Below are 11812 nucleotides of genomic sequence, written 5' to 3' on the forward strand. Positions count from 1 at the left end.
CCTATATAAATAATCTTTTTTCACACATTCTTAACGTGCGGGAACATGTAAGGTTTTCGGTCCATCTTCATAACCGACGATTACCATAGAAACCATATTTAAAAATAAGCCGTGTTCGACGACGCCAACCAAGTTGTCTAAATAAGAACCTAAAGCTTCTGGATCTGTAATTTTTTCTAAATGCAAATCGATGATATGGTGGCCTCCATCTGTTATTAATGTTTCGCCAGCAGCGTTTAGACGAAGTGCTGGGTGATAGCCTTTTTCTTCAAATAAATGCACTAGTTGGCAGCTGCCATAAGGGACAACCTCAACAGGAAGTGGGAAAGCCCCTAAATCGTCCACCATTTTTGATTTATCCACAATCCAAATACATTTCTTTGAATAAGTGGCCACAATTTTTTCAAAAAGTAAGGCAGCGCCACCGCCTTTGATTCCTTGAAAATCAGCGCTGATTTCATCGGCGCCATCAATCGTAAGATCCACATACGGAACCTCATCAATACCCTTTAAAGGAATGCCCAAGGCTAAGGCTTGTTTCTCTGTTTCTTTTGAAGTAGTAACCCCCACGATTGACAATCCTTCTTCTTTTACGCGACGACCAATTTCGTCTACCATAAATTTTGCTGTTGAGCCAGTACCCAAACCGACAATCATGCCGTCTTCTACATATTTTGCAGCTTCGATTCCTACCATTTGTTTCAGATTCATCGCTGTTTTCCGCCCCCTTCAATAGTCAAAGATATTGTACCGTTATTTAACTAAAAAAGATAGAAAGTTTTTGAAAAAGTCATAAAAATTTTTAAAGGAAAAGTCCGTTTAAATAGAAGGAAAAGCTTTTTTACGAAAGGCGAAAGAAGAGGGTTGACAGCTGATACTTATCGTGGTATCCTAACAAAGGTGCTTTATCTACAGGTTCCTTATAGGGACGTGCTGACTGTCTATCAAAGCATATTTGATAAAGAGTGCAGAGATTGCATTATTTTTTATCGCGAAAAAAGAACCACCTGGATGTGTGGAACTAGAAGCGAAGTAAGGAAGGAGGAGAACAAGGAATGCCTACAATTAACCAATTAGTACGTAAACCTCGTAAATCTAAAGTAGAAAAATCTGATTCACCAGCCTTAAACAAAGGATATAACAGTTTTAAGAAAACTCAAACAAACGTTAACTCTCCGCAAAAACGTGGAGTTTGTACACGTGTGGGTACGATGACACCTAAAAAACCGAACTCAGCTTTACGTAAATATGCCCGTGTTCGTTTGTCAAACTTAATCGAAGTTACAGCTTATATCCCAGGTATCGGTCACAACTTACAAGAACACAGCGTGGTATTATTACGTGGTGGACGTGTAAAAGACTTACCAGGGGTACGTTACCATATCGTTCGTGGTGCGCTTGATACTGCCGGTGTTAACGACCGTAAACAAAGCCGCTCTAAATACGGTACAAAACGTCCTAAAGCTTAATTATAATAAGACAATAACAACTTGAAAAATCATATTTCGGAAGGAGGAGTTACGGATGCCTCGTAAAGGTCCTGTTGCAAAACGTGATGTTTTACCAGATCCAATTTATAACTCAAAATTAGTAACTCGCTTAATCAACCGTGTAATGGTTGACGGTAAACGCGGGATTGCTGCTAACATTATCTATAATTCATTTGATATCATCAAAGAATCTACAGGTAACGATCCATTGGAAGTTTTTGAACAAGCAATGAAAAACGTTATGCCTGTTCTTGAAGTTAAAGCACGTCGTGTTGGGGGTTCTAACTACCAAGTACCAGTTGAAGTTCGTCCAGAACGTCGTACAACTTTAGGTTTACGTTGGGTAGTTAACTACGCACGTCTACGTGGTGAACACACAATGGAAGAACGTCTAGCGAAAGAAATCATGGATGCTGCTAACAACACTGGCGCTTCTGTTAAAAAACGCGAAGACACACACAAAATGGCAGACGCAAACCGCGCATTTGCTCATTATCGTTGGTAAGATCCTCTCTGTCTGTCGCGTAAAGTGGCAGCAGAAAGTCAATTTACAATCGATTTAAATAAAGAGAGGAGTAAACATACAAAATGGCAAGAGAATTTTCACTTGAAAAAACTCGTAACATTGGTATCATGGCCCACGTTGATGCTGGTAAAACAACAACAACTGAGCGTATCTTGTACTACACTGGTAAAATCCATAAAATCGGTGAAACCCATGAAGGTGCTTCACAAATGGACTGGATGGAACAAGAACAAGAACGTGGTATCACGATTACATCCGCTGCGACAACTGCACAGTGGAAAGGCTACCGTGTAAATATCATCGATACTCCAGGACACGTGGACTTCACAATTGAAGTACAACGTTCTCTACGCGTATTAGATGGTGCGGTAACAGTTCTTGACTCTCAATCAGGTGTAGAACCTCAAACAGAAACTGTTTGGCGTCAAGCGACTGAATATAAAGTTCCTCGTATTGTATTCTGTAACAAAATGGATAAAATCGGTGCGGACTTCTTCTATTCAGTAGAATCATTACATGATCGTTTACAAGCAAACGCTCATCCAATTCAAATTCCAATCGGAGCTGAAGAAGACTTCACTGGAATCATTGACTTGATTAAAATGAAAGCTGAAATCTACACAAATGATTTGGGAACAGATATTCAAGAAACTGATATTCCTGAAGATTATTTAGAAAAAGCGCAAGAATGGCGCGAAAAATTAGTTGAAGCTGTTGCTGAAACTGACGAAGACTTAATGATGAAATATCTTGAAGGTGAAGAAATCACTGAAGAAGAATTAGTCGCTGGTATCCGTCAAGCAACAATCAACGTTGAGTTCTTCCCTGTATTAGCTGGTTCAGCATTCAAGAATAAAGGGGTTCAATTAATGTTGGACGCTGTTCTTGATTACTTACCATCTCCATTAGATATCGATGCTATCAAAGGGATCGATACTAAAACAGACGAAGAAACAACTCGTCCAGCTGATGACGAAGCACCTTTCGCTTCATTAGCATTTAAAGTTATGACTGACCCATTCGTAGGTCGTTTAACTTTCTTCCGTGTTTATTCTGGTGTCCTTGAAAGTGGTTCATACGTATTGAACGCTTCAAAAGGCAAAAAAGAACGTATCGGTCGTATCCTACAAATGCACGCCAACACTCGTCAAGAAATTGACAAAGTGTACTCTGGTGATATCGCTGCTGCTGTTGGTCTGAAAGACACAACAACTGGTGATACATTATGTGCATTAGATGCACCAGTTATTCTTGAATCTATTGAATTCCCTGATCCAGTTATCCAAGTCGCTGTTGAACCTAAATCAAAAGCTGACCAAGATAAAATGGGCGTGGCTCTACAAAAACTTGCTGAAGAAGATCCATCATTCCGCGTTGAAACAAACGTTGAAACTGGTGAAACAGTTATCTCTGGTATGGGTGAATTGCACTTAGACGTTTTAGTAGACCGTATGAAACGTGAATTCAAAGTTGAAGCTAACGTAGGTGCTCCTCAAGTATCTTACCGCGAAACATTCCGTGCTGCGACTAAAGCAGAAGGTAAATTCGTTCGTCAGTCTGGTGGTAAAGGACAATACGGTCACGTATGGGTTGAATTTACACCAAATGAAGAAGGTAAAGGCTTCGAGTTTGAAAACGCAATTGTCGGTGGTGTGGTTCCTCGTGAATACATCCCAGCAGTTGAAAAAGGGTTAGAAGACTCTATGAACAACGGTGTTCTTGCTGGTTATCCATTAGTTGATATCAAAGCAAAACTTTACGATGGTTCATACCACGATGTCGATTCAAATGAAACGGCCTTCCGTGTAGCTGCTTCTATGGCATTGAAAGCTGCGGCTAAAAATGCAAACCCAGTTATTTTAGAACCAATGATGAAAGTTACAATTACTGTTCCTGAAGATTACTTAGGTGATATCATGGGACACGTAACAAGTCGTCGTGGACGTGTTGAAGGTATGGAAGCACACGGTAACTCTCAAATCGTTAATGCGATGGTACCTTTAGCTGAAATGTTTGGTTATGCTACAACATTACGTTCAGCAACACAAGGACGCGGTACATTTATGATGGTATTTGACCACTATGAAGACGTACCTAAGTCTGTTCAAGAAGAAATCATCAAGAAAAACGGCGGCAACGCATAATTTTCCTTGAGAATAAAAGGTTTGTTTTTAGAACTATCCTTTTTTCAAGATTTCGTGTAAAATAGCTTATGATGATCAGACGATTTTTAGTAACGTCTATCACATATAAAACAAACAATAAAATTTATATTTTTAGGAGGAACATTCAAAATGGCAAAAGAAAAATTTGACCGTTCTAAATCCCATGTTAACATTGGTACTATCGGACACGTTGACCATGGTAAAACTACATTAACAGCTGCAATTGCTACTGTATTATCAAAACACGGTGGCGGGGAAGCACAAAGCTACGATTCTATCGATAACGCTCCAGAAGAAAAAGAACGTGGAATCACAATCAACACTTCTCATATCGAATATGAAACTGAAACTCGTCACTATGCACACGTTGACTGCCCAGGACACGCGGACTACGTTAAAAACATGATCACTGGTGCTGCTCAAATGGACGGAGCTATCTTAGTAGTTTCTGCTGCTGATGGTCCTATGCCTCAAACACGTGAACATATCTTATTATCACGTAACGTTGGTGTACCATACATCGTTGTATTCTTAAACAAAATGGATATGGTTGATGACGAAGAATTATTAGAATTAGTAGAAATGGAAGTTCGTGACTTATTATCAGAATACGATTTCCCAGGCGATGATGTTCCAGTTATCGCAGGTTCTGCTTTGAAAGCTTTAGAAGGCGACGAGTCTTATGAAGAAAAAATCTTAGAATTAATGGCTGCAGTTGACGAATATATCCCAACTCCAGAACGTGATACTGACAAACCATTCATGATGCCAGTCGAAGACGTATTCTCAATCACTGGACGTGGTACTGTTGCTACAGGCCGTGTTGAACGTGGTGAAGTTCGCGTTGGTGACGAAGTTGAAATCGTTGGTATTAAAGACGAAACATCTAAAACAACTGTTACAGGTGTTGAAATGTTCCGTAAATTATTAGACTACGCTGAAGCAGGCGACAACATCGGTGCTTTATTACGTGGTGTAGCACGTGAAGATATCGAACGTGGACAAGTATTAGCTAAACCAGCTACAATCACTCCACACACAAAATTCAAAGCTGAAGTATACGTATTATCAAAAGAAGAAGGCGGACGTCACACTCCATTCTTCACTAACTACCGTCCTCAATTCTACTTCCGTACAACAGACGTTACTGGTGTTGTAGAATTGCCAGAAGGTACTGAAATGGTAATGCCTGGTGATAACGTTGCTATGGACGTTGAATTAATTCACCCAATCGCTATCGAAGACGGAACTCGTTTCTCTATTCGTGAAGGCGGACGTACTGTAGGTTCAGGCGTTGTTACTGAAATCGTTAAATAATTAACTTTTTAACTATAGTTTTAACCAGCGTGAAAAACTGGGGTATTCGGACGTAAGACCAGAGAATTTATTCTCTGGTCTTTTTTTGTTTAGAAATTGGCTGGCTAAAAAATAAGCCAATTGGCTGTTTTAGCAGACTTGTTTCTTCAGTATACTTGGAGAAAAAGGTTAGGTGATTTAATGGAAAAAGTATTGTCGATTGCAGGCTCCGATTCAACTGGAGGGGCAGGGATTCAAGCAGATTTAAAAACATTTGAAGAGTATGGAGTTTTTGGATTTTCAAGTTTAACCTCGATTGTGACGATGGATCCTACGACAGGCTGGTCACATGAAGTAACTGAATTGCCAGAAACGCTCTTAGAAAAACAATTGATTTCGGTTTTTGCAGGCGGTCCAGTAGCGGCCTTGAAAACAGGGATGATGGGCAATGAACAAAATATTAAAATGGCTAGCAAATACATTAAACAAGAAAAAATTCAAAAAGTCGTGATTGACCCAGTCATTGCTTGTAAGGGAACGGCACAAATTCTGCAACCCAAAAGTGTGGAAGGCCTAAAAAACGATTTACTGCCATTAGCATTAGTTGCTACGCCTAATTTAATTGAAGCGGGCATCTTATCTGGTTTAGGCGAAATTTCTTCCGTGGCGGAGATGGAAGAAGCGGCAAAACGAATTGTACAAATGGGAGCCAAACATGTCGTGGTTAAAGGGGGACATCGCTTAGCTGGTGAAAAAGCACTGGACTTGTTTTACGATGGTCACACCGCGCATCTTTTGGAAAATGAATTATATCCTACTGATTATAATCATGGTGCAGGTTGTACTTTTTCAGCGGCGATCACAGCTGGCTTGGCGAAAGGTTATTCGGTGTTAGAAGCAGTAACTTTAGCAAAAAAATTTGTAGCGGCGGCGATTAAACACGGTATTCAAGTTAATCCTTATGTGGGGCACGTGTGGCATGGTGCATACACCCATGCGGAACAACGGATGCGTAAGAAAGCATAATGTTTAGAACTAGAGGAGTCTGTCAAGGACTGGCTCTAGTTTTTTTGTGATAAAGAATAACAATAGTAGGTATTACGTTAAAAGAATGTTCAAATTTTTAAAAGAGGAGTAGAATAGAACTGTAATTGCAAAAAAAGAAGCGGAACATAGAAGGGGTGTTAACTTTTCTGTGCTTCAGTTTAGAACGGACTGTGGTGTTTGTTTTGACGAACTACCGAAAGCTACTCCTTTTTGTTTTGGCTTCAAATGGTATTTAATGGAGGGAATGCAATGTTAGAAAAAGAAACGTACAGTCAACTGTTTAAATGGTCTTTTTCAAAAAAGACACAAGTCACATACTGGGATGGTACTGTCAAAGAGTATGGGCAAGGGTCGGGGGATCCGGTTTTTAAAATTGTATTCAATGAAAAAATTCCTGTGAAGGATTTACTGAATAACGCTTCGTTAACTTTAGGGGAAGCCTACATGGATCGCAAAATTGAAATCGAAGGCGATATCCAAGCGCTGATTTATGATGTGTATAACCAAAAGGATAGCTTTTTACACAATGCTAAATTTATTAAATGGCTTCCTAAAGAAAGTCATTCAAAAAAACGTTCGCAAGAGGATATTCACAGCCATTACGATCTAGGAAATGATTTTTACAAAAAATGGCTTGACCAAACAATGACGTATTCATGTGCTTATTTTAAAACGCCTGAAGATACATTAGAACAAGCGCAAGTGAATAAAGTGCATCATATTTTAGATAAATTGTTTATCAAAGAGGGCGACACTTTACTGGATATTGGCTGCGGCTGGGGCACGTTAATTTTAACTGCGGTGAAAGAATACGGAGCCAAAGCAACTGGGATTACATTAAGTGAAGAGCAATTTCATCATATTCGCCATATTATAGAAAAAGAAGGTCTGCAAGATCGAATGACTGTCAAATTGATGGATTATCGTGATTTAAAAGGAGAGTCTTTTGACCATATTACGAGTGTTGGGATGTTTGAACATGTCGGTGCAGAAAATCTACATGAATATTTTGACGTCGTTCAACGAAACTTAGCGCCTAAAGGTACGGCGTTGATTCATGGTATCAGTCGCCAACAAGGTGGGGCTAAAAATGCTTGGATTAATCGTTATATTTTCCCTGGTGGCTATATTCCTGGTGTCACTGAGCTAGTCGGTCATATGACAGAAAATGACTTGCAAGTGATTGACTTGGAAAGTTTGCGCAGAGATTATCAATTGACGTTGGAACATTGGACAAAAAACTTCCATAATATAGAAGCAGAAATTGTTGACGAAAAAGGGGAGCGCTTCTATCGAATGTGGGACTTATATTTGCAAGCATGTGCAGCCTCATTCCAAGCAAGCAATATTGATGTTATTCAATATTTATTGGTTCATCCAGATAACAATGATATTCCAATGCGCCGGATTGGTTAATAGAATAAAAAAGAAAGAATTTGAGATTCTGGTAAAAAAGGAATCCCAAATTCTTTTTTTTATAAAAATAGAATGAAAAGAATTGAAAAACAAAACAAATGCTTTTCAAAACAAGAAAAAATTCTTTCAAAAAAACGCAGAAAATCCTTGCTAACACTATCCTTTCATAGTATAATCAAAAAGGTGCTGTTTACAGGAGTGTAAAAAGCATTGGTAGATCAACGATTTGATTTGCCGGCTGTGAAGCGAGAGGTTGCGACACGCTCGGACGCTTTGCCATGAACGAGCATGCCGGATAAATTTTCGTGGAGCTATGTCTACTTTTAAAATAGGCGAAGGAGGGAACAAGATGGCAAAACAAAAAATTCGTATCCGTTTAAAAGCGTATGAACACCGTATTTTAGATCAATCAGCGGATAAAATTGTGGAAACAGCAAAAAGAACTGGAGCTGACGTATCAGGTCCGATTCCATTACCAACAGAACGCTCACTTTACACAGTTATTCGTGCGACTCATAAATACAAAGATTCTCGCGAACAATTCGAAATGCGTACTCACAAACGTCTAATTGACATTGTGAACCCAACACCAAAAACAGTTGACGCTCTAATGAAGCTTGACTTACCGTCTGGTGTTAATATTGAAATCAAACTATAAAATTAAGATGGAGGTGTACTCATGACCAAAGGAATCTTAGGGAAAAAAGTGGGAATGACACAAATCTTTACTGAGTCTGGTGAATTAATTCCAGTAACAGTAGTTGAAGCTACGCCAAACGTAGTTTTACAAGTAAAAACTGTTGAAACTGACGGATACGAAGCTATCCAAGTTGGTTACCAAGACAAACGTGAAGTTTTATCAAACAAACCTGCGAAAGGTCATGTTGCAAAAGCAAACACGGCTCCTAAGCGCTTCATTAAAGAATTCAAGAATGTTGAGCTAGGAGAATATGAAGTAGGTAAAGAAATCAAAGTAGATGTTTTCCAAGCAGGAGACGTTGTTGATGTTACAGGTACTACGAAAGGTAAAGGATTCCAAGGGGCAATTAAACGTCACGGCCAAAGCCGCGGACCTATGTCTCATGGTTCTCGTTATCACCGTCGTCCTGGGTCAATGGGTCCAGTAGCGCCTAACCGTGTATTTAAAAATAAACGACTAGCCGGCCGTATGGGTGGCGACCGCGTAACAATTCAAAACCTTGAAGTTGTTAAAGTGGACGTAGAAAGAAATGTTATCTTAATCAAAGGAAACATTCCTGGAGCGAAAAAATCTTTAATCACAATCAAATCAGCTGTGAAAGCTAAATAAGTGTAGGGAAAGGAGGAACTAAGGAATGCCGAATGTAGCATTATTCAAACAAGATGGAACTCAAAACGGTGAAATCACTTTAAATGAAGAAATCTTCGGAATCGAACCTAATGAAAGTGTTGTCTATGATGCAATCATCATGCAACGTGCTTCATTAAGACAAGGAACACACGCAGTTAAAAACCGTAGCGCTGTTCGTGGCGGTGGCCGCAAACCATGGCGTCAAAAAGGAACTGGTCGTGCTCGTCAAGGTTCAATCCGTTCACCACAATGGCGTGGAGGTGGCGTAGTCTTTGGACCAACACCGCGTTCATACAGCTACAAACTTCCTAAAAAAGTTCGTCGCTTAGCAATGAAATCTGTATTATCAGACAAAGTTGCTGAAAATAACTTGGTAGCAGTAGAAGGTTTAAGCTTCGATGCACCAAAAACAAAAGAATTCAAACAAGTTCTTGCTAACTTGTCTATCGATACTAAAGTATTAGTTGTTTTAGAAAATGGTAACGACTTTGCAGCTTTATCAGCTCGTAACTTACCAAACGTTTCTGTAGTAACTTCTGATAACGTTAGTGTGTTAGATGTTGTGTCAGCTAACAAAGTCTTGGCAACACAAACAGCTCTTACTCAAATTGAGGAGGTGCTTGCATAATGGAATTACTAGACGTAATCAAACGCCCAGTGATCACTGAAAAATCCATGTTAGCTATGGACGAAAAGAAATATACTTTCGAAGTGGACACTCGCGCAAACAAAACTTTAGTAAAACAAGCTGTTGAATCAGCATTCGATGTTAAAGTAGCAAACGTAAACATCTTAAACGTGCGTCCAAAATTCAAACGCATGGGTAAATATGCAGGTTATACAAAAAAACGTCGCAAAGCGATCGTTACATTAACTGAAGATTCAAAAGAAATTCAATTATTCGAAGCTGCTGAATAAGCAGTCCTGAACAATATCAACGTAGGAGGGAAATAAGACGTGGCGATTAAAAAGTACAAACCTACCACAAATGGCCGTCGTAACATGACAAGTTCTGATTTCGCTGAAATCACAACTTCAACACCAGAAAAATCATTGTTACAGCCATTAAAAAACAATGCCGGTCGTAACAACAACGGTCGCATTACGGTTCGTCACCAAGGTGGCGGTCACAAACGTCAATACCGTGTGATTGACTTCAAACGTAATAAAGATAACGTCGCAGCGGTTGTTAAAACGATCGAGTACGATCCAAACCGTTCTGCTAACATCGCGTTAGTTCATTACGAAGACGGGGTTAAGGCATACATCTTAGCACCAAAAGGATTAGAAGTAGGCATGCGCCTAGTATCTGGTCCAGAAGCAGATATTAAAGTAGGTAACGCATTACCATTGGAAAACATTCCAGTTGGTACAGTTATCCACAACATTGAAATGAAACCTGGTAAAGGTGGACAATTAATCCGTTCAGCTGGAACAAGCGCGCAAGTACTTGGTAAAGAAGGCAAATACGTATTAATCCGCTTAAACTCTGGCGAAGTTCGTATGATCTTAGCAACTTGCCGTGCAACAATCGGTTCAGTTGGTAACGAACAACACGAATTAATCAACATTGGTAAAGCTGGCCGCTCTCGTTGGATGCGTAAACGCCCAACTGTTCGTGGTAGCGTAATGAACCCTAACGATCACCCACACGGTGGTGGTGAAGGTAAAACACCAATTGGACGTAAAGCGCCAGTATCTCCATGGGGTCAACCAGCAATTGGATACAAAACACGTAATAAAAAAGCTAAATCAGACAAACTTATCGTTCGTCGTCGTACTAAATAATTTTTTTGACCATGTGTCGTACATTTTGAGAGGAGGTTCACCATGGGTCGTAGTTTAAAAAAAGGACCTTTCGTCGATGATCATTTGATGAAAAAGGTCGAAGCACAACAAGGTGCCGAAAAGAAAAAAGTAATTAAAACTTGGTCTCGCCGCTCTACAATTTTTCCATCATTCGTAGGTTTCACAATCGCTGTATATGATGGACGGAAACATGTCCCTGTTTACATTCAAGAAGACATGGTAGGACATAAATTAGGTGAATTTGCACCAACTAGAACTTATCGTGGCCACGTTGCTGACGATAAAAAAACTAAACGCTAATTTTGAGGGGAGGATATGCAAATGTCAGAACAAATTACATCAGCTAAAGCAACTGCAAAAACAGTTCGCACTTCACCTCGTAAAGCACGTTTAGTAATCGATCTTATCAGAGGGAAAAGCGTTGCGGATGCAATTTCAATCTTGAAATTCACACCGAACAAGTCTGCTGGAATCATTGAAAAAGTTTTAATGTCAGCAGTTGCTAACGCAGAAAACAACTTTGACTTAGACGTTGAAAGCTTAGTCGTATCTGAAGCATTTGTTAACGAAGGACCAACAATGAAACGTTTCCGTCCTCGTGCAAAAGGTTCAGCTTCACCAATCAACAAACGTACTAGTCACATCACAGTAGTTGTAACAGAGAAATAAGTCTCATGAAATAGGCTGTTTTCTTTATGAAAACAGAGCTTAAACATTTAAGAGGAGGGACAAT

General features: G+C 39.6%; 14 protein-coding genes. 13 read left to right on the forward strand and 1 reads right to left on the reverse strand.

What is annotated here, in order from left to right; all coding sequences use genetic code 11:
• Positions 1 to 30 precede the first annotated feature (30 nt).
• Positions 31 to 711: a ribose-5-phosphate isomerase RpiA gene (gene rpiA / locus IGJ52_RS00875; RefSeq protein ID WP_002383851.1), complete on the reverse strand. Its 681-nt coding sequence runs from the start codon at positions 709 to 711 to the stop codon at positions 31 to 33.
• Positions 712 to 1055: 344 nt separating this feature from the next.
• On the opposite strand from rpiA, the gene rpsL reads away from it, so the two are divergent.
• The 13 genes from rpsL (at position 1056) to rplV (ending at position 11748) form a co-directional block, all read left to right on the forward strand.
• Positions 1056 to 1469: a 30S ribosomal protein S12 gene (rpsL, locus tag IGJ52_RS00880; RefSeq protein ID WP_002356190.1), complete on the forward strand. Its 414-nt coding sequence runs from the start codon at positions 1056 to 1058 to the stop codon at positions 1467 to 1469.
• Positions 1470 to 1524: 55 nt separating this feature from the next.
• A complete protein-coding gene (gene rpsG, locus IGJ52_RS00885) occupies positions 1525 to 1995 on the forward strand; it encodes a 30S ribosomal protein S7 (protein ID WP_002356191.1) in 471 nt (156 codons plus the stop codon).
• A gap of 83 nt (positions 1996 to 2078) precedes the next feature.
• Positions 2079 to 4160, forward strand: a complete 2082-nt coding sequence (gene fusA / locus IGJ52_RS00890; protein WP_002356192.1) for an elongation factor G — start codon at positions 2079 to 2081, stop codon at positions 4158 to 4160.
• Positions 4161 to 4310: 150 nt separating this feature from the next.
• Complete coding sequence (gene tuf / locus IGJ52_RS00895; protein WP_002356194.1) at positions 4311 to 5498, forward strand: elongation factor Tu; 1188 nt, start codon at positions 4311 to 4313, stop codon at positions 5496 to 5498.
• A gap of 180 nt (positions 5499 to 5678) precedes the next feature.
• Positions 5679 to 6503: a bifunctional hydroxymethylpyrimidine kinase/phosphomethylpyrimidine kinase gene (thiD, locus tag IGJ52_RS00900; protein WP_033600598.1), complete on the forward strand. Its 825-nt coding sequence runs from the start codon at positions 5679 to 5681 to the stop codon at positions 6501 to 6503.
• 270 nt (positions 6504 to 6773) lie between these two features.
• Positions 6774 to 7940 (forward strand): SAM-dependent methyltransferase, encoded by a 1167-nt coding sequence (locus IGJ52_RS00905; RefSeq protein WP_002391607.1) that lies wholly within the window; start codon positions 6774 to 6776, stop codon positions 7938 to 7940.
• Between the two features lie 349 nt (positions 7941 to 8289).
• Positions 8290 to 8598 (forward strand): 30S ribosomal protein S10, encoded by a 309-nt coding sequence (rpsJ, locus tag IGJ52_RS00910; RefSeq protein ID WP_002389727.1) that lies wholly within the window; start codon positions 8290 to 8292, stop codon positions 8596 to 8598.
• Positions 8599 to 8619: 21 nt separating this feature from the next.
• Positions 8620 to 9249 (forward strand): 50S ribosomal protein L3, encoded by a 630-nt coding sequence (gene rplC, locus IGJ52_RS00915; RefSeq protein WP_002356199.1) that lies wholly within the window; start codon positions 8620 to 8622, stop codon positions 9247 to 9249.
• 25 nt (positions 9250 to 9274) lie between these two features.
• Positions 9275 to 9898 carry a 50S ribosomal protein L4 gene (rplD, locus tag IGJ52_RS00920; protein ID WP_002356200.1) on the forward strand — a complete coding sequence of 208 codons (624 nt, stop codon included), beginning with the start codon at positions 9275 to 9277 and terminating at the stop codon, positions 9896 to 9898.
• Positions 9898 to 10188, forward strand: a complete 291-nt coding sequence (locus IGJ52_RS00925) for a 50S ribosomal protein L23 (protein ID WP_002356203.1) — start codon at positions 9898 to 9900, stop codon at positions 10186 to 10188. Before rplD ends, IGJ52_RS00925 begins: the two co-directional genes overlap by 1 nt.
• A gap of 39 nt (positions 10189 to 10227) precedes the next feature.
• The gene (gene rplB, locus IGJ52_RS00930; RefSeq protein WP_002356204.1) at positions 10228 to 11058 is read left to right on the forward strand and encodes a 50S ribosomal protein L2; all 831 of its coding nucleotides are present in this window, start codon (positions 10228 to 10230) and stop codon (positions 11056 to 11058) included.
• A 42-nt stretch (positions 11059 to 11100) separates the two neighbouring features.
• On the forward strand, positions 11101 to 11379 hold the full coding sequence (gene rpsS, locus IGJ52_RS00935) for a 30S ribosomal protein S19 (protein WP_002356205.1): 279 nt from the start codon (positions 11101 to 11103) through the stop codon (positions 11377 to 11379).
• A gap of 21 nt (positions 11380 to 11400) precedes the next feature.
• A complete protein-coding gene (gene rplV / locus IGJ52_RS00940) occupies positions 11401 to 11748 on the forward strand; it encodes a 50S ribosomal protein L22 (RefSeq protein WP_002356206.1) in 348 nt (115 codons plus the stop codon).
• The last annotated feature ends 64 nt before the right edge of the window (positions 11749 to 11812 follow it).

This window comes from Enterococcus sp. DIV1758, assembly GCF_051711985.1.
Classification (GTDB): Bacteria; Bacillota; Bacilli; order Lactobacillales; family Enterococcaceae; genus Enterococcus; species Enterococcus faecalis.

Excerpts from the sequence above, each read along its gene's own strand:
- rpiA (WP_002383851.1), bottom strand. The coding sequence starts at position 711 with ATGAATCTGAAACAAATGGTAGGAATCGAAGCTGCAAAATATGTAGAA.
- rpsL (WP_002356190.1), top strand. The coding sequence starts at position 1,056 with ATGCCTACAATTAACCAATTAGTACGTAAACCTCGTAAATCTAAAGTA.
- rpsG (WP_002356191.1), top strand. The coding sequence starts at position 1,525 with ATGCCTCGTAAAGGTCCTGTTGCAAAACGTGATGTTTTACCAGATCCA.
- fusA (WP_002356192.1), top strand. The coding sequence starts at position 2,079 with ATGGCAAGAGAATTTTCACTTGAAAAAACTCGTAACATTGGTATCATG.
- tuf (WP_002356194.1), top strand. The coding sequence starts at position 4,311 with ATGGCAAAAGAAAAATTTGACCGTTCTAAATCCCATGTTAACATTGGT.
- thiD (WP_033600598.1), top strand. The coding sequence starts at position 5,679 with ATGGAAAAAGTATTGTCGATTGCAGGCTCCGATTCAACTGGAGGGGCA.
- IGJ52_RS00905 (WP_002391607.1), top strand. The coding sequence starts at position 6,774 with ATGTTAGAAAAAGAAACGTACAGTCAACTGTTTAAATGGTCTTTTTCA.
- rpsJ (WP_002389727.1), top strand. The coding sequence starts at position 8,290 with ATGGCAAAACAAAAAATTCGTATCCGTTTAAAAGCGTATGAACACCGT.
- rplC (WP_002356199.1), top strand. The coding sequence starts at position 8,620 with ATGACCAAAGGAATCTTAGGGAAAAAAGTGGGAATGACACAAATCTTT.
- rplD (WP_002356200.1), top strand. The coding sequence starts at position 9,275 with ATGCCGAATGTAGCATTATTCAAACAAGATGGAACTCAAAACGGTGAA.
- IGJ52_RS00925 (WP_002356203.1), top strand. The coding sequence starts at position 9,898 with ATGGAATTACTAGACGTAATCAAACGCCCAGTGATCACTGAAAAATCC.
- rpsS (WP_002356205.1), top strand. The coding sequence starts at position 11,101 with ATGGGTCGTAGTTTAAAAAAAGGACCTTTCGTCGATGATCATTTGATG.
- rplV (WP_002356206.1), top strand. The coding sequence starts at position 11,401 with ATGTCAGAACAAATTACATCAGCTAAAGCAACTGCAAAAACAGTTCGC.